Source organism: Planococcus sp. SSTMD024 (genome assembly GCF_041320495.1).
Lineage (GTDB): Bacteria > Bacillota > Bacilli > Bacillales_A > Planococcaceae > Planococcus.
In genome coordinates, this window is sequence record NZ_JBGGNS010000022.1 from 907784 (window position 1) to 931120 (window position 23337).

A 23337-nucleotide genomic window follows, 5' to 3' on the forward strand; every position below is an offset into this window, starting at 1 on the left:
CGAAAGTCACCCCATCGAATATGCGTCGATACGGTCATGCGCCAAATATAGAACCCCTCACATCTCACTAACAATTCACAAAGAAATCTCCAAGCAGTTCCGCGCCACGGGTGAAGCGAAGCAATAAGACAAGTGCTCTTCTTGACTTATTGCGGGAGCTCAACCCAAAGCGGCGACTGCGAATAATACCAGTTACAAATGGCAACCCATTCCCCATTCACTGTATCTAGAGGGTGGTGGGAGAAAAATGCTCTCAAACTAGACTATATTTCAACCCACTGCCTCTTCAGCCTTCAACTTCCGATACGCCGCAATCCCGAAGAACAGATAAATCACCAACACCGTCACTGCGAGCGATACGGAAATATTGGATAACGTGAACATCTGATAAACAAACCAGAGAAGAAACAATGCGAGAACAAAAATGCCCCCGCGTTTACTCTTGCGGTAAATGTTCATGAAAATAATGGCAGTCAGTGCCCCCATAACGAGCGCAGCACCTACGAAAAGAATATACATAACAATCGATGAGTCGATATGCCAAAACCCCTTTCTGTCCAGTCACCATACCATACCTAATCCACTTGCTTCCACGCATCTGCCACATGCCCCGCTTTCAGAAAACCAGAATCCTCATCCTTTCTGACTAATTTAACTCGCTAAATTCAAGGTGAAATAATAGTTAATTACATAAATGCAGGGATTGCTAGACCTATGATTACAAGATAACAGATTAATGGATAATATCTTGCAATAATTAATTCTAAAGTCACTTTAAATTTACCAAAAGTATTCCATAATACCTAAAAGTTTTGTATACTTAAACCACTATTTTAAATACAAGTTTTAACTTGTTTTTAACTTCTAGCCGGTAAATTATAGAAAACGGCAGAAGAGGTGGGGGCATCATGGGAATGGGTTCGAAAATCCAACCGAACGGAAAGGAGGAGCGATCTAATATGAGAACGATTTTGGTGACAGGCGGGCACGGCTTTTTAGGCTCGCGCTTTATCCATGAACTACTGATCAAATATCCGGCGTATCAAGTGGTGGCGATCGACCAGGAAGTGGAGAATGTGCCGGAACTGTTGCGGCCCTTGTTCGCGAGCAAGCGCTATGCTTTTCATCAAATCGATATCCGCAATAGCGATGCGGTCGCCCAGGTATTTGAGCATTACGAAATCAGCGATGTCGTCCATTTTGCGGCGAAAACGCATGTCGGCGAATCGCTGCGAAATCCGGGCATTTTTGCGGAAACCAATGTGCTCGGCACGTTCCATGTGCTCGATGCCGCGCGCAAGCAATGGATGGACGGCCCATTTGAAATGAAAGAGCGTTACGCAGGCTCGCGCTTTTTGCACATCTCGACCGACCAAGTCTACGGGCCGCGAGAAAAAGGATTCGCGGATGAGACCTTGAAGTACGATCCGATCAGCCCGTATGCGGCGAGCAAAGCGAGTTCGGATTTGATGGTCTCAGGATTCCACGAAAGCTACGGAATCGACACGGTCATCTTGCAGGCAACGAATGTGTTCGGTCCGCATCAGCAAGACGATAAGCTCATCCCGATCATTTTGCAAAAAGCCCTGTCCGGCAGCATCATCCCGGTGTATTCCGGCGGCGAAGATGTCCACGACTGGCTTTATATCGATGATTTCTGGCGCGCCGCGGACACCGTGTTTCATTTAGGTGATGCGGGCGAGACCTATCTGGCGGGAGGCGAGACGCCGCTCAAGACGCTTGAAATCGTGGAGCGGATCTGCGAATCGCTCGACCGGCATTTCCCGGGAAATGACAGCTATCAAAATTACATCCGCTTTGTGGAACAGGCAGGCGGGGCCAAAGCGCCTCACCGGTTTGCCGTTTCAACCGACAAACTGACACGACGGCTCGATTTCGTTCCCGAAACTCATTTCGATCAAGGCATCAAAGAAACCATCGACTGGACGCTTTCGAAAAAGCGGCTATGGGAAGTTGTATAACGCGTAAACCAAACGACAGTTGCCACGAGGTGTCCCATGATTCCATTTGAAACGATTCAAAGTGATAGCCATCACAGGTCGGGGGGCCAGGTCCAAAAAATCGCCCTCGTCCATAAACATATGAAAGCGGGCGGCGTCGAAGCGCTCATCGTCCGCATGTCGCGCTGGCTGGTAGACAACGGCTATCAAGTGAGCGTCTTTCTCTACAGCGGCGGCGGCCCGCTTCTCAAACACCTCCAGCAGATCGATGGGCTCGAGCTCATCGTCCGCGACAACGGCAAGGAACCGCCGCTCGACTTGTCTGTATTCAATCAGCTCGTGCGTTCAGACAAATACGACCTGGTCTATTCGTTCAGCCCGTCCGGCTTGTTGTTGTCGTATGCCTTGCCGGCACATGTGCGTTTATCCGGCGTCTATCAGCCGGAACTGTATAAGCTCGAACGCAACAAAAAAATCATCCGCGCGCTGAAGGCGCTCGACAAAGGTTTCCATCAAAAACTCGTGTTCATGAACCCGACCATCCGGCGCTATACGGCACGGGCGCTGGAAACTGAAATGCCCGAACAATTCATGCCGCCGCCTGTGGAACAAGTCGCTATAGAACAACAGCTCGGCAGCCCGCATTCACGGCGCATCGTTTCGGTCGGGGCGATTCAATCCTTTACGACCCATTACGCGCAAGTGATCGAATTGATGGAAGAGCTCATCCAGATCGATCCGGCGTTCACGTACCATATCTACGGGGAAGGACCAGACGAAGCGCGCCTACGCAAAAGCATCACCGAATCCGAAGCGAGCGAACACATCTTCCTGCATTCGATGCCAAAAGGCGGAGGTATGGAAGATGTATTAAAAGACAGTTTTTGCTTTATCGGGTCGGGCGCCGTGATGATCCAGGCGTGCGGCGCCGGCGTTCCGGGCATCACATCGCGTACGAATGATGCCGAAGCGTTATCGGAAGGCTATTTCCATGAATTGCCGCCTTATGAAGTAGGGGAATCATACTGGGAAGCGCCGGAGACCTATGAAATCGGCGAGCTGGTGAAAAATCTCCTTGTCTCGGAAAATGCCTACCGAAAAGTGGCGGAACGCTGCAAGCACAAAGCGCGCAAATTCGAAATCGATGCGGTGATGAGAGAATTTATCGAGCTGGCGAATGGAAAATTGCCGCAGGAGAGAAAAGGAGAGGGCTAATAGTGCCAAGAAGCATTTGTCTGAAAGTTCGCTTTAAAGAGCGTCATTCAAGACAAGGCGATGGAAATGGAAAATATTTATCGTTTGCTTGTATCATTTGGTCTAGGAATTGCGGAAATCCTGCTGTATACTAAAAATTAGATAATACAGGAAGGGACTCCAGTCACTCCCTGAATAAGCAGAAAGCAGGTGGAGCAGGATGGATTATGCTGAATACCAACACCGCTTAGAGAAAAAACACGGGAAATCGATTGAGCAAATCATGCGCACCATCTACATCGATGAAGATTACGGCCCCGCCACTGGCGCCCAGGAACTTGGGATCCCCAGGCAAGTGTTTATGCATTTCGTTCACGAATACAATTTAAAACCCGATAAGTTGCAGCGCCTGTGATTATACAAACCGCCCATTTCCTCAGTGGGCGGTTTTTTCTTTGCAAATAAATTAGCAAGAATGCTAGGAGATGTAACGAAAACATTCAATAATGAGGAGCTATGAACCGGTTTAAAAAGAAATAAATTGATTAGTTTAAATTAATGGGTATAAATGTCCAAAAACAACTAGTCAAAAGGGATTAAAAGGGATATAATAGGTACATCTTATAGAACGCAAGCATATAAACGCACATCGCGGGAGGAGTGTCCGGGGGCATGAAGGATTACGAGCTGGTGAAAAAACAATTAGAGAGAGATCATAAAAAAGCGATTGAAGACATTATGTACGATTACTACATCGAGAAGGACCTGGGGCCCGCTGTCGGCGCAAAAGAACTGGGGATCCCGCGCCGGGCATTCGTCTACTTTGTGCAGCAATGCGAGCTGCAGGCGGCCAAGTTCGACCTCATTAAAAAAAAAGCACTGAACTCCGGTGAATTGATGGCTGCCCTTTGAGGGTGGCCATTTTTATGTCCGATGAATCCATACTTTTTGATAACATAAAGGCAAGGAGGAAAACGATGACGAAATTGATTATGTACGGTCCATTTTTCTTGTTTGCACTATATATGCCGATAGCGCACATCGCGCTACCGGAATTGATGCTAGCCCTCGGTGTGATCGCACTGACATTCATCCCAAAAATCAGCAAACAACTGCACAAGCCGGCTCGGGTGAAGCGAAAAGCGAAAGCAGCCCTTTACACATCGTTTGGTTTGGTCTTGGTGCCCTTAGTGATGAGCATGATCGGCCAGCAACAGGGGATAGACGCAGGGGCATTGTTTATGGCGTCGCACATCTTGCTGTTGTTTTTATTCGGCAATTTTGTCTTCAGCATCCCCAGCTCGCTCATTGCCGACTGGGCAACTATGCGTGCTGGGAATTTCCGTGTCCTGTTGGCCTTCTTCATCCATATCGCATTTGGGCTTATTTCATACTTATTCTTGCAGGCCTATGTCATCTTCGCAATTATTTCAGCGATTGTGTTTTTCGTGGTGGATGAGATTTTGCGAAAAAGAAGAAACTCCGAACAACAGACAGAAATAACTGCAGCTCCAATATGAAAGTAAACAAAAACTGCACCAAAGCCACTCGGGCTCTGGTGCAGTTTTTCTTGTTATTCGCTTGTTTCTTCCAATTCCATATGTTCTTTCAACGTGGATTGGATTTCACCCAGCTCCGCATCGTCCATCATATAGTACCAAATGCCGTTGATCGTTTCGCCGTAGCCGTCTTCGACGATCAGTTGGTCGACATTGGTGACCGCGTCCTGGTAATTGCGCTGCACGTCGACCATTTCGTCGAATTTCATGTTCGTCCGGACGTTTTGCCCGAGTGCGTCAAAGATGTCTTTGTAGTTCCAGAGGCTGTTGATGGAAGCGCCTTTTCTCATGATGCCTTGGATGACTTGTTTTTGGCGGTCCTGGCGCCCGAAGTCGCCGCGCGGGTCTTGTTTGCGCATTTGGACATAATCGAGAGCTTGTTCGCCGTTCAAATCGATTTCGCCTTCCGGGAAGTTATCGAACGCAAGTGAGTTGTTGACGGTCACGCCGTCCACTGCATCGACGATGTCTTCAAAGCCTTCCATATTCACTTGCACGACATAGTCGATCGGGATATCTAGCAAGTTCTCAGTCGTATCCATCGACATTTCAATGCCGCCGAATGCATAAGCATGGTTAATTTTGTCCATCGTGCCGCGCCCGACAATTTCGGTGTAGGTATCACGCGGGATGGAGACCATTTTTGTCGACTGCGTTTCCGGGTTGACGGTCATGACGACCATCGTGTCCGAACGGCCGCGGTCGTCTTCGCGTTCATCTACACCCAGCAGCAAGACCGAAAACGGATCTTGTTGTTCGAATTCGACGACTTCTGTCCGTTCGACGGATGGTTGGTCGCGTTCAATCGGTTCGTGCATCGTGTCCAGTGTGGTCGTAAAATTCGAGTAGACGCTATAGACGTAGATGCCGCCAGCGAGTAGGAGTAGTAAAAATCCAATTAATAAATACTTGGGCCATTTGCGTTTCTTTTTCATGCTGATCCTCCATTAATTTGAGATGAAATAATTAGTCAATTCGGTTGCCCAAGTTTCAGCGCCCTTACTATTTGGGACGGCGTCTTCGGTCAAATGTTCCTTCAATATGATATCGTCCGTGTCCGGCCATGCATCCCAGTGCTCAATATACGGATAGCTGTAGATATTGGCGAATTCACCGAGCGCCTGTACTTGTGCAAGGTAATAACCGGCGCCGTAAATCGGCTGCGGTGCGTGCAAGATGACCAGTGCGTCTGAATTCTCCTGTTCCAAACGATCGGAGAAGTCCAAAACATCCTGGCGTTCATCTTCAATGGAGATGCGGTCGTTATTCATCAATGTGAGTGGCTCGAGTAATGCCAAGTCATAGCCAGCCGACAGATCAACGGATTGAAGTGAGTCAGATGTGCCGCCAACTGCTTCAATCGTCACTTCAATTGATTCACCATATGCGTCTTCCAAAGAAGTCTTCAAGCGTTCTGCGTAGCCGGGTTCACCGGACTCGAGAGCTTCAGATCCAGCAATCAATAGTTGGAGAGCTTCGCCTTCGGAGTTCTTTTTAAGGAAGAGTTCCTGGACTTGTTCATCCATATTCGCGAGCAATTCCGTGTTCACAGGATTGTCACTTGTTAATCCGGTTTGGGTAGTTTGAGTTTCAGAATCAGTGTTTTTGGTTTCAGCACTTGCCATCTCTTCGGGCAAACCGGCACCTTGCAATTTATCCTGCCAAGATAAGTAAGAATAGACAAGGATTCCTAGGCAGGCAAGGACTGCGACGAGCCCCCCTAATTTATACAATTTCATATTTTGCTCCTTTCAAAAATAGCCATTTCTATAAATTAAAGATAGCATAAATCCATCCTTGTTCCTATATAACTTTTTAAAATTGGAAGTCCAAATGGTATATTCCTGTGCTATACTGTCTTATGTTGTTTAAATTTGTCTATTATTTAAAATGAAATTGAAATAGAAGGAGCCATTTACTACATGGAAGAGACTATCAGCTTACAGGATTTATTCAAGACCTTAAAGAAGAACCTCGGAATTATTGCCCTGACGACGATCCTGGCCATCACCATCGCCGGAGTAGTTTCGTTCTTATTCCTGACACCGATTTATGAGAACTCGACACAAATTCTCGTCAACCAAGAACAAACAGAAGCATCACAACTGACGAATCAAAATATTCAAACCGACTTGCAGTTGATCAATACATACTCGGTCATCATTAAAAGCCCAGCCATTCTTGATCAAGTCATCGAACAAATGAACTTGGATACGAGCGCTGAAGCATTGACTCAAAAAATTACAGTGAATACAGCAGAAAACTCACAAGTCGTAAACGTCGTCGTGCGCGACGAAGATCCGGCACAAGCAGTGGAAATCGCCAATACGACCGCACAAGTATTTGAAAACGACGTCCGTGAATTGATGAACGTCGATAACGTATCGATTTTGTCACCTGCGGTATTGAAAGCAAATCCAAGCCCGGTGGAACCAAACCCGATCTTGAACATGGCAATCGCCGCAGTCGTCGGTTTGATGCTTGGTGTCGGTATTGCATTCTTGCGTGAATACCTCGACACATCGATGAAAACAGAACAAGACATTGAAGATATCCTTGGAGTCCCGTTACTAGGTGTCATTTCGCCAATCAAGGAAAAAGCGGAGCTGGAAGTAACGACTAGTAATAGAAGAAAGGCGGCGGAATTGAATGGCTAAGAAAAAACAGAGTTTGCAAGCAACTGCCCGTAAAGTCGTTACACACACAACGCCTCGCTCGGTCGTTTCTGAACAATTCCGTACTTTGCGGACGAACGTTAATTTTGCATCGCCCGACTTGGAACTTCGCTCAATCGTTGTCACTTCCGCTGCACCAGGAGAAGGAAAATCGACAACATCTGCCAACTTAGCAACCGTATTCGCACAAGAAGGCAAAAATGTCCTTCTTGTAGACGGCGATATGCGCAAACCAACAACACACTACACATTCCATATGCCGAATACCATCGGCCTCTCGAACGTCTTGACGCGTCAAGCAACAGTGGAAGACGCAATCCGTCCAACAACGATTGAGCGTTTGGACTTGATGACGTGCGGACCTATTCCGCCGAACCCGGCAGAACTATTGGCATCCAAGGCAATGGGGATGCTTATATCAGATTTGAAGAAACGTTATGACGTCGTTATTTTTGATGCGCCGCCTGTGTTGTCCGTAACAGACGGCCAGGTGCTAGCGAATAAATGCGACGGTGCCATTCTGGTGGTCAATTCCGGAAGCACGGAAAAGGAAATGGCTGCCAAAGCAAAAGAAGCAATCGAAGCGTCCAATAGCAAATTGATCGGCGCCGTATTGAACAATTTTGAGCTGGCAAAAGACAGCTATTATTACCAATACTACGGCAATGCTGAAGAGTAAAAGGGGGATTTCCTCCTTTTGCTTTTTCTTTTAAGTGCGACACCCATTTTTTTCAAAGAAAGAATTGGAGTTAGCCATAATTGTCAAATCTATCAATCACAAACTAATACATAGAGCACTCTTATGGGAAAATGAATACTAGACCTGAGAAATGATTGCCTAGCAACAGGAGGGAACTAAACATGATTGATACACATTCACACATTTTACCAGCGCTAGATGACGGTGCAGAAACAATGGAACACACGAAACGGTTATTGGATATGGCAGTCAACGAGCACTTGACGGGAATTATCGCGACGCCACATGGCCACCATCCGAATTTCAAAACTGATATCGCTGCACTTCATATGCAATTAAAGGCAGTAAAAGAATATGTAAAGGGAGCACATTTGCCATTAGAAATTTATAGTGGGCAGGAATGCCGCTTGTCGGATAAACTGCCGGAACGACTCGCAAATGGCGAAGCTTTGACTTTAGCGGAATCACGCTATGTGTTATTAGAGCTGCCTTCATCCGGAATTCCGGCTTATACAGTGCCAGTCATCCAACAATTGATAACATCTGGCTATATTCCAATCATTGCCCATGCAGAACGCAACCAGGGAATCATCCAAAAGCCAGAACGATTAAAGAAACTATTGATTCACGGCGCCATGGCACAAGTGACAGCAGGATCACTCTCCGGGAGCTTCGGCAAGAGCATCCAAAAGACGGCGCTTCAATTGATTGATGCGAATATGATTCATGTATACGGTTCGGATGTGCACAGTGAAAATGTGAGACCATTCCATTTCAATGCGGGATTAGATGTACTTGAGAAAAAGAACCGTCACCAGATGATTGACATCTTACTTGAGAACAATGACCGCATCCTCCTGGACCAAGACCTGTATATTCTTGAGCCACAAGACATAGAAAAGGGCAAGTGGTGGAATATCTTTGCTTAAAACCTAATATTTTAGTATGAATTTTACATTTCTACTCTATCTTTACTGGAAAATGCATGTTAAAATTAGCAACAGATTTCCAGTACTTGTGTAAATAGTAATGCCTCGTGAAAGGGTGGACCCAAATGTCACTGAAAAACAGAATGTCTTTACTCATAGTAGTCGATTCGTTAATAGTATTTTTCTCCATCTTCGTAGGCTACTATATCCTCTACCCATACGTAGATATTTTCCAGAACCAATTCCTCTTAGCAAGTGCGTTAACTATCTTCATCGCCCATCATGTTTTTGCCATGTACTTCGGACTTTACCGGAAAGTGTGGGAATACGCATCGATTGGCGAACTTTCATCTATTGTAAAAGCGGTCAGCTTATCCATAGTTGCAATTGCATTGGTCCAATTTATCTATCGTGGTGACATTTTAGTTCGTGCGTTAGCTATCACTTGGATGCTTCACGTACTTTTAATTGGAGGATCTCGGTTATCTTGGCGCATGATGCGTAGTAAAGCTTTCAAGTTTAAATCTCCGGATCAAGTACTTAAACGTACAATGATTATTGGAGCTGGAAAAGCCGGTACACTCGTCGCGCGCCAGCTTTTGAATAATCCTGAGAATGGATTTTTGCCGGTTCTATTTGTCGATGATGATAAGAATAAGCATGGTTTGGACATTTATGATGTTCGTGTTGTACACGGTGAAACAAAAGAAATTGATTCCATTGCTAAAGACAATGCCATTGAACGAATTATTGTCGCTATACCATCACTTGGTAAGCAAGAGTCAGCTGAATTGATTAAGCATTGTATGGATACCGGCATAAAGACGCAGACTATACCCCTTATTGAAGATGTCATGACCGGAAAAGTATCTGTTACCGATATTCAAGACGTGAAAATTGAGGATCTTCTCGGTCGTGAAGAAGTGAAGCTTGATATGAACAAAATTGCTGATCAATTGACAGGCAAAACGATTTTAGTGACCGGAGCAGGCGGTTCAATAGGATCCGAAATTTGTCGTCAAATCGCACGTTTCGGTCCAAGGCAACTTCTATTGCTTGGCCACGGCGAAAACTCCATATACTTAATTGATATGGAGCTACGTAAAGCCATAGGAAACGAAACAAAAATTATATCTCTAATCGCCGACATTCAGGATCGTGAACGAATTATCGGAATTCTGAACGAATATAAACCGGATGTTGTTTACCATGCGGCAGCTCATAAACATGTTCCTTTAATGGAAGGAAACCCAATGGAAGCTGTGAAGAACAATATATACGGGACGAAGAACGTTGCAGAAGCATCACACATGGCTGGAGTGAAAAACTTTGTTATGGTATCAACTGATAAAGCAGTTAACCCTCCGAATGTCATGGGAGCATCGAAGCGTTTTGCGGAGATGATTGTCCAAAACTTGGCTAAGCGGAGTGAAACAACCTTTGTAGCAGTAAGGTTTGGCAACGTACTTGGCTCTCGGGGATCGGTTATTCCTCTTTTCAAGAAACAAATCGCAGCGGGTGGACCTATTACAGTAACGCATCCAGATATGACTCGCTACTTTATGACAATTCCAGAAGCTTCACGCTTGGTTATCCAAGCTGGAACATTAGCACGTGGGGGAGAAGTATTTGTTCTTGATATGGGTGAGCCTGTAAAAATAGTCGATTTAGCAAAAAACTTAATTCGCTTATCTGGTTATTCCGAAGAAGACATTCAAATTAATTTCTCAGGAATTCGTCCAGGTGAGAAGATGTATGAGGAACTACTTGATTCTGATGAAATACAGGATAACCAAGTTTTCCCTAAAATTTTTATTGGTGTAGCAAATCCAGTAGCAGAATTGGAGCTCAAATATATAATGGAGAAGCTGCATGAAATGAACAATATAGAGCTTAAAGAATTATTGGTAGGACTAGCCAATCGTAAAAATGTTGAAGCAAAAAACTTGTTACAAGCAACAGCTAATCAGAATTGAAAGGGGATACTATTATGTTCCCAGTAGCAAAGCGCATTGTAGACTTTACGCTTTCATTGGCAATTCTCGCAGGGTTATCACTTGTTTTCCTTATTCTAAGTTTAATCATAAAATTAGATTCAAAAGGGCCTGTATTTTTTAAACAGAAGCGCATCGGTAAGAATAAGAAAGAGTTTTACATTTTGAAATTTAGAACCATGAAGACAGATGCACCTAAAGAGATGCCTACACATTTATTAGATAAACCAGATGTTTATATTACTCCGGTAGGTAACTTTCTGAGAAAGACAAGTCTTGATGAGCTTCCTCAGCTAATTAATATTCTTAAGGGTGACATGAGCCTTATAGGACCACGCCCAGCGCTGTGGAATCAATACGATTTAATTGCAGAACGAGATAAATATAAAGTAAATGGAGTTCTTCCAGGATTGACTGGTTTAGCACAAATCAGTGGTCGCGATGAATTACCCATTGATTTGAAAGCAAAAATTGATGGCGAGTATGTTCAGAAACAAAACCCAAGACTTGATTCAGAGATCTTTCTGAAAACAGTATTTAGTGTATTAAGAAGTGATGGGGTAAAAGAAGGGGCAAGTCTTGGTAATAAAAACTTATGAAGTTAGGATGTTAGAAGAATGGAGAAAAAGAAGATTCTAATCACAGGTAAAGGAAGTTATGTTGGTACTAACCTGGTTACTTGGTTAAAGCAATGGCCAGATCAATATGATGTCGACGAACTTTCTGTACGTGGTGATGAATGGAAGAAGTATAATTTTAGAAAATATGATTCCGTATTACATGTTGCTGGGATAGCTCATGTTTCGAGAAATCCTAAAATGGAAGAACAATATTATAAAGTGAATCGAGACTTGACCTTTGAAGTTGCAAACCACGTAAAGAATTGCGGTGTGAAGCAATTCATTTTCATGAGTAGTATTATTGTATATGGTGATAGTGGTGTAAATAGGAAAGTCATAGATATAAATACTATACCAAAACCAAATGATTTTTATGGTGATAGTAAATTGCAAGCAGAAAATGAAATAAAAGAAATTGAAACCGATAAATTTAAAGTTGTAATAGTTCGTCCTCCAATGATTTATGGTAAAGGATCAAAAGGGAATTTCAGAAAGCTTGTAAAAGTTGCTAAATTTTTACCTGTTTTTCCGAATGTTGAAAATCAAAGAAGTATGCTTTATATAGATAATCTTTCGGAATTTCTGAAATTAATTATTAAAAATGAAGAGCGAGGATTGTTCTTTCCTCAAAATACCGAATACATCAATACTAGTAATTTAGTAAAGCAAATTACTAGATTTCAAAACAGAAAAATTTTACTGTTAAAAGGTTTTTCAATACCAATAAGTGTTTTTATTAATAGAGTTCCTTTACTACTGAAAGTATTTGGAGATTTAGTATATGAAAAAGAGCTTGGCGTGTATAGAGAAAATTATCAAGTAAAAACGTTAGACGAATCGATTAAAAAAAGCATTTAATAGGTGGCCTACAGATGAAAAAAAGGGTTTTATTATTAGGTAATCATGGTTTTGTAATCTACAATTTTCGTAAAGAATTAATTCAAAGATTATTAAAAGAGGGTTACGAAGTTTATATCTCACTCCCGTATGATGAAAAAGTTGATTTAATGGTTAGCTGGGGTTGTAAATTTATTGAAACAAAAGTTGATCGAAGAGGGACGAATCCCATTACAGACAGCAAACTTTTAGGACATTATCTAAAAATGCTGAAAAAAGTTAAACCCGATATAGTTTTTACCTATACTATTAAACCAAACCTGTATGGTGGTATAGCTTGTGGAATTTTGAATATACCTTACATCAGTAACATTACAGGTCTAGGTAGTGGATTTAATGGAAAAAAATCATTGAAAATGTTTCTATCAAGTCTTTACAAAATGGGATTAAAAAAATCTCACTGTGTTTTTTTTCAAAATACAGAAGATTTAAAAAAATTGTCGGATCTAAAAATTGTTAAAGGGAATTATGATTTGCTTCCTGGGTCTGGCGTAAACTTAACTGACTTTAAGTTTGAAAAGAAATTAAATACAGAGAAAGTAAATTTTTTATTTATAGGGCGTATCATGAAAGACAAAGGAATCGACCAGTATTTAGAGGCTGCTAGATTAACTAAACAAAAGTATCCTGAAACCCAGTTTAATGTTATTGGCTTTATTGAAAATTCTCAGAGCTACTACGCTGGTTTAATAGAAAAATATGTTGACGATAAATCTATTAATTTTTTCGGATATCAAACTAATGTAATACCATTTATTCAAGATTCCGATTGTTTAATTCAACCATCTCATGGAGGGGAAGGTTTATCTAACGTTCTCTTGGAAACAGGAGCAATTGGAAGATCCCTCATTGCTTCAAATATAGCAGGGTGCAGAGAAGCTATAGATGAAGGAATAAACGGATATACTTTCGAAAAAAAAAATACGAAAGATTTAGTTGAGAAAATAGAAAAATTTGTTAAGTTAACATTTGATGAGCGAGTGAGAATGGGTATTAATTCAAGATATAAAATTGAAAAAGAGTTTGATAGAAATATAGTAATCAATTCTTACTTTGAGAAGTTGGAAGAAGTTTTCTCCTCAGAGTATAAACTATAGTTTTAAGTTTTTAAAACGCTCTAGAAACGAATGTTTATTGTAAGTACATAAAATCATGAAAAAAGGTCGTAGATAGAAGAATGAGCAAACTTAAAAAAGTTTCAATATATGTAAGGAATAAAGAAATAACCCCCTCTAGTTATTATAGAATAATACAATACTGTAATAAATTTGAAGGTGAAATCAACATTAAAGAATTGGTACCAAGCAACTTTTATAAGTTATATTTAAATTATGATAAAGAAAAGAAAATTAATTATTTCATACTTAAAGTTCTTTATTTCTTAATTATATTTTTTAGAGTTACAGTATTTTTACTTTACGATATTATTAACAAACCGGACTCGACTATAGTTTCTAAAACCTTCTTTCCTAGACACACACCAAACCTAACGATTTTACAAATAAAGAAGTTGGTCAAGCATACCAAATTGTATTGGGATTTTGATGATCATATCTTAGGAAGTGGAGAAATTGATGCGAAGCAATTCGAACTATTAGAGAAAGAGAGTGAAAAGATAATAGTTTCAAATATATTTTTAAAATCGAAAATCAATCCATTACACCAAGATAAAGTGATTTCGCTTCCAACAACTGATGGTGATTTTCAAGGCTTCAACAAAAATGAAATAAATAATCAAAGAAAAAAAAGTTTTAATAAAGAGGTCAAATTAGTTTGGGTAGCCACTTCTGGGAATTTACCACACTTAGAAAAAATAATCCCTATTTTAGAAGAAGCAGCATTTAAAATGAAAAAAGAAAAAAAGAAAAAGCTTGAACTGTCCATAGTTTGCAATAAGCCATTGAAAACAAATACTACTTATTTACAGATTCGTAATATTAAATGGTCGAGGGAAAAAGCAAAAGAAGAAATGTTCAATGCCCATATAGGAATTATGCCACTCATATACAGTGAATATGCGCTGGGAAAAGCTGGTTTCAAACTAGTGCAATATATTTCAACTCAACTACCAGTTATAGGTTCGGATGTAGGGTTTAATAATGAAGTAATAGAAGGTTCATCTGGCATTTTAGTTGATGATCGTGAACACAATGAAAATTGGATCGAAGCGATAGATAATTTAACAGAGTCATGGGATAAATGGGAGGAATATAGTCATAACGCTGGGCTTCAATGGAATGAAAAATTTTCATTTAAAAATAATTTAAAAATATGGAAAAGTATGCTTGGAGTGTAAATTATAGTTCTTTCATTTTCTATTTGGAACGTAGGTGAGAATGTGAATTTTAATGCAGTAGCAGTTAAAGAAGGCGTTGATAAACCATTAAAACAGTTATTCATCGCTAGAAAAATTAGTGAATTTTCTTTAGTTATATTTTTATTCTTCGTTTTGTTCGGTCCAAAGTTCGGCTCTTATGTCGATACTAGTATGATAATGTCGATTGCTGGGATAATGATTATGGCAAAAAGAAAATCTTCATTGAATATTAGTAAAAAGTTTTTAAGGTATATTTTTTTCGTGCTGTTTATTTTTACTTATGCAATGATGGTAATGTTGTTTAACAATGAGTTAGACATAGTTATCGGGGGCAGATATTTGCGGTCGATTATTTCAATGTTCTCGATTTGGATTGTATTAGTTGGATCGAAATACTCAGTATCAACTATCATTAAATCACTACTAATAGTTTTAACATTACATGCAATAACTGTGATTATAACAGCAGGTATTAATCCTCAGTTACAAGAATACATCAGTTGGTTTAATGGCTACGAGAAAAAAATAAGAAGTTATCGTTCTACAGGATTAATGATGGGATTTGATATGGCAGGTATGATTTGCAATATTGGTTTTTTGCTAGCTGCAAGTTCTTCTGAGAAAGTTATGAAAAATATAACTAGTAGAATCCTGATGTTAATATTTATTACAGCCTCAGTTCTTACATCTAGGTTTTCGATTGTAATGTTAGTAGTTCTAATGTTATTTTTTATTTTTTATTACAGAAAAGAAGTGTATAAAAGATTTGAAGTAATATGTTGCAGCATGGTTGTTCCACTAATTACTATACCTTTTATAATACTATTGATTTCAACAACTAACTTAAATGTTAACTACTTATATAAAATTAATGATACGTTTCCAGAGACTGCAATTTTAATTCAAGAAGTAGAAGCCTCGTATGCGAACACTAACTTAGATTCGACAGCATCAGTTCATTTCAATTTTGATTCGTTAACATTACCACAACTAATTTTTGGAGCAGGTTATCAGCCACTTCAAGATCCTGGTTATACTCGTACAATCTATTCTATTGGTATATTGGGATTAATACTTAATTTAATTTGGTATACCAAGCTATATTTAGATATTCAAAATATTAATAGGAATAGGGTAGAAACTAATAAAGATATTATAAAAATAGTAAGACAAGTTAAGTTCGTATCAATATGTATTTTTGTTCTGTTATTAATACTTTCTTTTAAAAATAACTATTTTTTTACTGGAACTTTTTTTGAAATATTCATTATTATGGTCGTGATTATTTATAAAATAAAGTGGAAGAGGTTTTGAAAATATGCAAGAAAATATAGGATATTTAATTGTTCGTGAAGAACTTTTTTCTCCTTTAGTGAAAACGCAAGTCTTCGATGTACTTTCTGCTATAAACAAAGAAAAATTCAAAGTGTATTTAATTTGGGCATGCAGAGTCGATTATTACTTCAAAAAGAAGAAGGAATTTGAAAAAATAAAAAATCGATTGAAAAATAATGGAATAGAATTAATTAGAATACCTATTATTGTATATAAGTTTCCTTTATCTAAATTTGAGCTTAACTTATTATCTTTACAAACAATTACAACGTTGGAAAAAATTGTGAAACATAAAAAGATAAATATATTACATGCTCGTGGATATAATAGTGGGTTTTTATTAGCTAAAGTAAATAAAAGGAAGAAGGTGGAAGTGAAAACAATATTTGATGCGAGATCACCTTATCTTACAGAATTACAAAGTACATACAAAATAGATAAAGAAAGCAAAAAGTTTAAAGATTGGAGTGATATAGAAAGATTTATTGCTAATAATAATTCCCTAAATATTGCAATATCCGAAAGGTTTGAAAAATATTTAAATCAGTATGATGGAAATGTTTTGCATATACCTAATAATGCACAAGTACCTCCTTCAAGCGAAATTTATAGTTTAGCAAAGAAAAAAAGGCGAAATTCAATTTGTTATGTAGGAAGTATAGGGAATGGTTGGAATAATGTAAAGTTATATTCTTCCGTTGTAAAAGAAATCCATAACAAATATCCACAAATCAATTTCGAATTTTATGTATTACCCTCAGGTATAGAGCTAGTTAAAAAAGAATTTAAAAAAAGTGGCATACCAGATGAAATATATAGTGTAGAAACTAAATCTCCAGAAGATATTAAATCTAGTATAATAGGATGTTTGGCAGGTCTACAGGTTATGAATAATCCAGATGTAAGGATGGGAATAAAAACTGTCGAATATTTATCGGCAGGAATTCCTATTATTTGTAATAGTAATGCTATCGGATGTAGTGACATAGTAGAAAAATATGGCGTTGGTGTGAATATAGATCGTAAAAATGCAGCGTTGGATGACTTTATTAAAAAAGTTATAGAGGATAACGATGACATATCCAAAAGATGTGTGACATTAGCAGAGAAAAAATTCTCTACAAGTTCTGTTGCTAAACTTTATGAAAGTAGCTACGAGCGCTTATTAGTGAATAATTGATTTTTATAAAAAACTACTATATTAAGAAAAATTCATTAATTAAGGAGGAATTATGAATAAAATAGCATACGTTGTATTACATTATATTACGATTGATTTGACAAAGAATTGTGTAGATTCAATACTAAATAACAATAAAAGCAATTATCATATTGTTATAGTTGACAACGGATCGAAAGATAACACTGGAATAGAGCTTGAGTATTATTATAGGAATAATAATAAAGTTGACGTTATTTTGTTAGAAGAAAATTTAGGATTTGCAAAAGGTAATAATGTAGGTATATCGTATGCGAAAAATATACTCAGAGCAAATTTTGTCTGCTGTTTGAATAATGATACTCAACTAATGCAAAATAATTTTTTTGAAATAGTTATTAAAGAATATAAGAAATCTGAGGCCGCTGTAATAGGACCAGAAATTTTGTTAATTGACAACTCTATACAAAAATTTCCCGAAGATTTAAAAAGTTTAGAGTATTACAATAAAGAATTGAAAAAATTAAGAAGTGAAAAAAGTATAATTGGTAGAATAAAAAAGTTGACCTTAAGATATACAGTTATTGCGAAAATAAAAAGTTTTAAAAAAAGAATGAGACTGCAGAAGTATAATATAGAAAGAAAAGAAAATGTTATCGTACATGGCTGCTGTTTTGTTTTTACTCCTAGCTTTTTTAAAAAAATGTCTGGTTTTGATCCAAGAACGTTTATGTATAGAGAAGAAGCTATATTGTTTGTTCAGTTAAATAAAAAAAACTTGAAAAGTGTGTATCTTCCAGAATTGAAAATCAAACACTTAGAAGGAATGGCAACTAAGGCTGCTTATAATAAAAGCGAAGAAAAATTAACATTTATAAGAAATACTAAAGCAAAATCAATAGAAGTTTTAATTAGTGAAATGAAAAACTTTTAATATAATATTGCAGTTAATTAGAGTGAAACAGATAGAAAATTACTTTTGAATAAAAAGGCCGGTTGTTTAGGGTTTAAATTACTATAAAAATCTGTATTTTTTATCGCTTGGAAGTAATCATTTTAAGAAGGAGTTTTAGTCATGAACAAAAAAATGAGGAATAAAACTGAGTTTGAAAAGTGATAATAATTTTCGGAATTTAAATGTCAGTAAAAAAGCCAAGATTTTTTTTTCCAACTTTTCTTATGCAATCATTTCCAATATAGTCTCCCTAATCGCATCAACTTTAGCAGTTTTACTGGTGCCCAAATTAATCGGCATCGAAGCATATGGATATTGGCAACTTTATATTTTTTATACAACATATGTAGGTTTTATGCACTTAGGATGGAATGATGGTATTTACTTGAGATATGGCGGGGAACAGTATGAAAAGCTTAATAAACCCCTCTTTTTCTCGCAATTTTATATGTTGGCTGTAACCCAAATTGTTATTGCATTAATAATATCTTTTTTTTCGATATTCATTTTTCAATTGGAAGATAAAGTATATATATTGCAAATGACAAGTGCATGTTTAGTGATTGTCAATTTAAGTAATATGCTCATATTTATTCTGCAAAGCACAAATAGAATTAAAGAGTACGCCTTAGTTACAATCATAGGAAAAGTTACTTACTTAGTTTTACTTGTTGTTCTTTTATTAATGATAGGAGTTACAGACTTTAAACTACTTATAATGGCGGATCTAATTGCAAAAACAATATTATTGTCATGTGTTATATATTTATGTAGAGATTTTATTTTCCTCAATATTTCTTCTTTTTATTTTAATTTTAAAGAAACATTTGAAAATATAAGCGTTGGAATAAAGTTAATGTTGGCTAATATAGCAAGTCTGTTAGTTGTAGGAGTCGTTAGATTTGGTATCGAGAGGTCCTGGGATGTTTCAAGTTTTGGTAAGGTATCTCTTACATTAAGTTTGTCGAATTTCATTTTAGTATTCATTAATACGCTTGGTATTGTGTTATTTCCAATTTTACGAAGAGCAGATGTGGGTAAATTACCATTAATTTATATGAGTATGAGAGATTTACTGATGATTTTGTTATTAGCTATTTTAATTTTTTATTATCCGCTACAGGTTATATTATCCATGTGGTTGCCAGAATATAGCGATAGCTTGAAATATATGGCTTTTTTACTTCCTATTTGTATATATGAAGGAAAAGTGTCCTTGTTGATAAATACTTATCTCAAAACATTGAGAGAAGAAAAATCAATGTTAAATATTAATATAATTTCTCTTATATTAAGTTCAATTTTTACTTTTTTCACAACGATTGTTATGAAGAGTTTAGATTTAGCAGTACTGTCAATAATAATTGTTTTGATTATTCGATGTATTTTTGCGGAAGTAATACTTTCTAAAAAATTAGGCATCTCTGTTTATAAAGATATAAGTCTCGAGTTTATTTTGACCTCAATGTTTATAATAACAGCATGGTATTTGAACTCCTGGTGGGTAATGATATTATACGGAGCGACCTATATTATATATTTGGTTATCAAAAGTAAAGATCTTAAATACACATTTATTAATTTTAGAATATTATTAAAAACAGAGTGATGTAGAAGTATCGATTTTAATAAAAGGAATGGTAAGTAAATACAAAAACTAAAGTAACTTTAAGGAGAGTATCGTCTATGAAGGGAATTATTTTAGCAGGTGGCAGTGGGACAAGACTCTACCCATTAACGAAAACAATATCTAAGCAACTCTTGCCTATTTATGACAAACCAATGATTTACTATCCGTTATCTGTATTAATGTTAGCTGGAATAAAGGAGATTTTAATTATTTCTACACCAGAAGACACACCACGATTCGAACAATTGTTAGGGAATGGTGAAAATATTGGAGTGAAGTTAAATTATTCAGTTCAAGAATCTCCAAATGGATTGGCTGAAGCTTTCTTAATTGGTGAACAATTTATAGGGAATGATAGTGTAGCCTTAATTTTAGGAGATAACATTTTCTATGGCCATGGTTTTACTAAATTATTAGAAAATGCGGCTAAAAGAGACTCTGGAGCTACTGTTTTTGGATATAATGTAAAAGATCCAGAGAGGTTTGGTGTGGTCGAATTTAATGACAGAGGTAAAGCAATTTCTATTGAAGAAAAACCATATGTACCAAAATCAAGTTTTGCTGTAACAGGACTTTACTTTTATGATAATAGAGTGATTGATATTGCAAAAAGAATCAAACCGTCTGAACGTGGAGAATTAGAAATTACAGATATTAATAAAGAGTACTTAAAATTAATGGACTTAAATGTAGAGTTATTAGGTCGTGGTTTTGCTTGGCTGGATACTGGAACTCACGAATCATTATTAGAAGCATCAACATATATTGAAACCGTTGAAAAAAGACAAAGTCTGAAGATCGCTTGTTTAGAAGAGATTGCTTATAGAAAGGGATATATAAATTCAGACCAATTATTGAAATTAGCTGAACCTTTGAAAAAAAATGAGTATGGACAATATCTTATAAGATTGGCTAAAAAAAGTACTGATATAATGCAAAGAGAAGAGGTTTTAGGATGAAATTTCACAAGTCATTTTTAGACGGTGTGTTTGTAATAGAGCCCCAAACTTATGGGGATCATCGAGGGTGGTTCATGGAATCGTTTAGCTATGAGAAGTTTCAACAAGCAGGTTTGGAACTGAATTTTGTTCAAGACAATCAATCATTCTCGGCAGAGAAAGGCACGTTGAGAGGATTACATTATCAATTAAGTCCTAAGGCTCAAACAAAGTTAGTTCGCTGTACTAAAGGAACAATTTATGATGTGGCAGTAGATATTCGCAAAGGTAGTCCTACTTACGGGAAGTGGATTGGGATAGAGTTGTCAGCAGAAAATAAAAAACAACTATTAGTTCCTAAAGGCTTCGCTCATGCTTTCATGACATTAACTGAAGATGCTGAAGTTCAATACAAGGTGGATGAAGTTTATTCACCGGAAAATGACAGAGGAATAATATGGAATGATCCAAATATTGCTATCGAGTGGCCTTTAGATGTAAAACCTATTACTTCTGAAAAAGATGAAAAAGCTCCATCATTAAAAGATGCAGAAAATAATTTTGTCTTTGGAGAAAGTATATGAAGATTTTAGTAACCGGTGTTACTGGTCAATTGGGTTATGACGTTGTTCGTCGTGGTAAAGAGAAAGGCTTGAACATGGTAGGCATTAGTAGTAAAGAGTTAGATATAACAAATAAACCTGGTGTTGAGAAGTATATAAAAAATCTAAATCCTGACGCAGTCATACATTGTGCTGCGTATACTGCTGTAGATAAAGCGGAAGACGAACGAGAAGTGTGTTGGAAAGTGAACGTGGAAGGAACAAAATACTTGGCCGAAGCTGCTAAGACTGTTAATGCTAAGTTTATATACATAAGTACCGATTATGTTTTTGATGGATCAGGTGAAGAACCTTTCGAGGAAACAGGTTATCCGAATCCGATTGGTACATACGGAAAAACAAAGCTTGAAGGAGAGCTGAGAGTAAAAGAAGCTCTTGAAGAGTATTTTATTGTCAGAATATCGTGGGTGTTTGGTGTGAACGGAAATAACTTTGTGAAAACGATGCTCAAACTTGCCGAGAGTAGAGAAGAACTAAATGTAGTTGGCGACCAGTATGGATCTCCAACCTATACATTTGATTTAGCAGACATTTTACTCGAGATGGTTTTAGGAGAAAAATATGGAATCTATCATGCATCAAATGAAGGATATTGTAACTGGGCCGACTTTGCAAAAGAAATATTCGTTCAATCGAATATTGAAATGAAAGTTAACGCCATTACTACTGAAGAATATCCAACAAAAGCTAGACGTCCATTAAATTCAAGAATGTCTAAGCAGAGGCTAGAAGAGAATGGATTTAATTTATTGCCGCCTTGGCAAGATGCTGTTAAAAGATATCTTTATGAATTGAAGTCAGAGGTGAAATTATGAGTACAAACCGTATTCTCGTTACTGGTGGAGCAGGATTTATTGGAGGCAACTTTATACAATATATGGTGGAAAAATATCCGAACTATGATATTTATAACCTAGATCTGCTAACATATGCTGGTGACTTAACTAAGCATCAAGCAATTGAAGCTCTTGAGAACTATCATTTCTTACAAGCTGATATTGCTGACAGAGAAACAATTTTTTCTGTCTTTAAGAAATATAATTTTGACTTTGTCATTCATTTTGCTGCGGAGAGTCATGTGGATCGATCTATTACAGATCCAGGCATCTTTGTAAAGACGAATGTTGTTGGAACACAAGTCTTACTGGATGCTGCTAAAGAATATGGACTTAAAAAGTTCGTCCATGTATCTACTGATGAAGTTTATGGTGATCTTGAATTTGATCCAACGACTTTCTTTACAGAAGACACACCTTTAATGCCGAACAGTCCATACAGTGCTTCTAAAGCTTCGTCGGATTTGTTAGTACGTGCTTATCATGAAACGTTTAATCTACCAGTTAACATTACACGTTGCTCTAATAATTATGGCCCATATCACTTCCCAGAGAAGTTAATTCCATTGACTATCTCTAGAGTGTTAAGTGACGAAACTGTCCCTGTATATGGCGATGGGAAAAATATTCGTGACTGGTTGCATGTTCTGGATCACTGCAGTGCTATAGATTTAGTCATGCACGAAGGTGTAAATGGAGAAGTGTATAACATTGGCGGTCATAATGAACGAACTAACTTGGAAGTTGTTAAAACAATTATTGGCACTCTTGGCAAGCCAGAAGAATTGATTGAATACGTCACGGATCGTTTAGGTCATGATAAACGGTACGCTATTGATCCTACTAAGTTAGAAGAGTTGGGGTGGAAGCCAACTTATACATTCGAAACTGGTATCGCACAAACCATTCAGTGGTATTTAGATAATACGGAATGGTGGGAAAAGGTTATTTCTGGCGAGTATCAGGAATATTTCGAGAATCAGTATAGTAAATGACTTAACTAAAGGTTGGAAAG

At 37.8% G+C, this 23337-nt stretch carries 24 protein-coding genes; 21 read left to right on the forward strand and 3 right to left on the reverse strand.

The window, feature by feature from the left end; all coding sequences use genetic code 11:
• Nucleotides 1-270: 270 nt before the first annotated feature.
• On the reverse strand, nt 271-486 hold the full coding sequence (locus tag AB9R92_RS13230; RefSeq protein ID WP_370669890.1) for a hypothetical protein: 216 nt from the start codon (nt 484-486) through the stop codon (nt 271-273).
• Between the two features lie 473 nt (nt 487-959).
• Here AB9R92_RS13230 and AB9R92_RS13235 point away from each other — a divergent pair, with 473 nt between their 5' ends.
• The 5 genes from AB9R92_RS13235 to AB9R92_RS13255 all read left to right on the forward strand — a co-directional run bounded on the left by AB9R92_RS13235 (nt 960) and on the right by AB9R92_RS13255 (nt 4675).
• Nucleotides 960-1982 carry a dTDP-glucose 4,6-dehydratase gene (locus tag AB9R92_RS13235; protein WP_370669891.1) on the forward strand — a complete coding sequence of 341 codons (1023 nt, stop codon included), beginning with the start codon at nt 960-962 and terminating at the stop codon, nt 1980-1982.
• A gap of 36 nt (nt 1983-2018) precedes the next feature.
• On the forward strand, nt 2019-3176 hold the full coding sequence (locus tag AB9R92_RS13240; protein WP_370669892.1) for a glycosyltransferase: 1158 nt from the start codon (nt 2019-2021) through the stop codon (nt 3174-3176).
• Between the two features lie 199 nt (nt 3177-3375).
• Entirely contained in the window at nt 3376-3570 is a 195-nt protein-coding gene (locus AB9R92_RS13245) for a hypothetical protein (protein WP_370669893.1), read from the forward strand.
• A gap of 257 nt (nt 3571-3827) precedes the next feature.
• Nucleotides 3828-4067 carry a hypothetical protein gene (locus AB9R92_RS13250; RefSeq protein ID WP_370669894.1) on the forward strand — a complete coding sequence of 80 codons (240 nt, stop codon included), beginning with the start codon at nt 3828-3830 and terminating at the stop codon, nt 4065-4067.
• Between the two features lie 65 nt (nt 4068-4132).
• Complete coding sequence (locus AB9R92_RS13255) at nt 4133-4675, forward strand: hypothetical protein (RefSeq protein WP_370669895.1); 543 nt, start codon at nt 4133-4135, stop codon at nt 4673-4675.
• Between the two features lie 53 nt (nt 4676-4728).
• Here AB9R92_RS13255 and AB9R92_RS13260 read toward each other — a convergent pair whose 3' ends face one another.
• Nucleotides 4729-5649 (reverse strand): LCP family glycopolymer transferase, encoded by a 921-nt coding sequence (locus AB9R92_RS13260; RefSeq protein ID WP_370669896.1) that lies wholly within the window; start codon nt 5647-5649, stop codon nt 4729-4731.
• 12 nt (nt 5650-5661) lie between these two features.
• A complete protein-coding gene (locus AB9R92_RS13265; protein WP_370669897.1) occupies nt 5662-6453 on the reverse strand; it encodes an SGNH/GDSL hydrolase family protein in 792 nt (263 codons plus the stop codon).
• A 183-nt stretch (nt 6454-6636) separates the two neighbouring features.
• Here AB9R92_RS13265 and AB9R92_RS13270 point away from each other — a divergent pair, with 183 nt between their 5' ends.
• From AB9R92_RS13270 to rfbB, 16 genes are all read left to right on the forward strand, one after another.
• On the forward strand, nt 6637-7371 hold the full coding sequence (locus AB9R92_RS13270) for a YveK family protein (protein ID WP_370669898.1): 735 nt from the start codon (nt 6637-6639) through the stop codon (nt 7369-7371).
• Nucleotides 7364-8068, forward strand: coding sequence for a CpsD/CapB family tyrosine-protein kinase (locus AB9R92_RS13275; protein WP_370669899.1), 705 nt, complete (start codon nt 7364-7366; stop codon nt 8066-8068). Before AB9R92_RS13270 ends, AB9R92_RS13275 begins: the two co-directional genes overlap by 8 nt.
• A gap of 182 nt (nt 8069-8250) precedes the next feature.
• On the forward strand, nt 8251-9018 hold the full coding sequence (locus tag AB9R92_RS13280) for a tyrosine-protein phosphatase (protein WP_370669900.1): 768 nt from the start codon (nt 8251-8253) through the stop codon (nt 9016-9018).
• Nucleotides 9019-9143: 125 nt separating this feature from the next.
• On the forward strand, nt 9144-10994 hold the full coding sequence (locus AB9R92_RS13285) for a polysaccharide biosynthesis protein (RefSeq protein WP_370669901.1): 1851 nt from the start codon (nt 9144-9146) through the stop codon (nt 10992-10994).
• Between the two features lie 14 nt (nt 10995-11008).
• A complete protein-coding gene (locus AB9R92_RS13290; protein ID WP_370669902.1) occupies nt 11009-11611 on the forward strand; it encodes a sugar transferase in 603 nt (200 codons plus the stop codon).
• 18 nt (nt 11612-11629) lie between these two features.
• Entirely contained in the window at nt 11630-12490 is an 861-nt protein-coding gene (locus AB9R92_RS13295; protein ID WP_370669903.1) for an NAD-dependent epimerase/dehydratase family protein, read from the forward strand.
• A 14-nt stretch (nt 12491-12504) separates the two neighbouring features.
• Nucleotides 12505-13626, forward strand: a complete 1122-nt coding sequence (locus AB9R92_RS13300; protein WP_370669904.1) for a glycosyltransferase family 4 protein — start codon at nt 12505-12507, stop codon at nt 13624-13626.
• A gap of 80 nt (nt 13627-13706) precedes the next feature.
• Entirely contained in the window at nt 13707-14825 is a 1119-nt protein-coding gene (locus tag AB9R92_RS13305) for a glycosyltransferase (protein ID WP_370669905.1), read from the forward strand.
• A gap of 42 nt (nt 14826-14867) precedes the next feature.
• Nucleotides 14868-16160 (forward strand): hypothetical protein, encoded by a 1293-nt coding sequence (locus tag AB9R92_RS13310; RefSeq protein ID WP_370669906.1) that lies wholly within the window; start codon nt 14868-14870, stop codon nt 16158-16160.
• A 4-nt stretch (nt 16161-16164) separates the two neighbouring features.
• Nucleotides 16165-17361: a glycosyltransferase gene (locus AB9R92_RS13315; RefSeq protein WP_370669907.1), complete on the forward strand. Its 1197-nt coding sequence runs from the start codon at nt 16165-16167 to the stop codon at nt 17359-17361.
• Between the two features lie 52 nt (nt 17362-17413).
• Complete coding sequence (locus tag AB9R92_RS13320) at nt 17414-18274, forward strand: glycosyltransferase (protein WP_370669908.1); 861 nt, start codon at nt 17414-17416, stop codon at nt 18272-18274.
• Between the two features lie 172 nt (nt 18275-18446).
• On the forward strand, nt 18447-19904 hold the full coding sequence (locus tag AB9R92_RS13325) for an MATE family efflux transporter (RefSeq protein WP_370669909.1): 1458 nt from the start codon (nt 18447-18449) through the stop codon (nt 19902-19904).
• Between the two features lie 77 nt (nt 19905-19981).
• Nucleotides 19982-20884, forward strand: coding sequence for a glucose-1-phosphate thymidylyltransferase RfbA (gene rfbA, locus AB9R92_RS13330; RefSeq protein WP_370669910.1), 903 nt, complete (start codon nt 19982-19984; stop codon nt 20882-20884).
• On the forward strand, nt 20881-21447 hold the full coding sequence (gene rfbC, locus AB9R92_RS13335; protein ID WP_370669911.1) for a dTDP-4-dehydrorhamnose 3,5-epimerase: 567 nt from the start codon (nt 20881-20883) through the stop codon (nt 21445-21447). Before rfbA ends, rfbC begins: the two co-directional genes overlap by 4 nt.
• Nucleotides 21444-22301, forward strand: a complete 858-nt coding sequence (gene rfbD / locus AB9R92_RS13340; RefSeq protein WP_370669912.1) for a dTDP-4-dehydrorhamnose reductase — start codon at nt 21444-21446, stop codon at nt 22299-22301. The genes rfbC and rfbD overlap by 4 nt, the downstream gene beginning before the upstream one ends.
• Nucleotides 22298-23317 carry a dTDP-glucose 4,6-dehydratase gene (rfbB, locus tag AB9R92_RS13345; protein ID WP_370669913.1) on the forward strand — a complete coding sequence of 340 codons (1020 nt, stop codon included), beginning with the start codon at nt 22298-22300 and terminating at the stop codon, nt 23315-23317. Before rfbD ends, rfbB begins: the two co-directional genes overlap by 4 nt.
• Nucleotides 23318-23337: the final 20 nt, after the last annotated feature.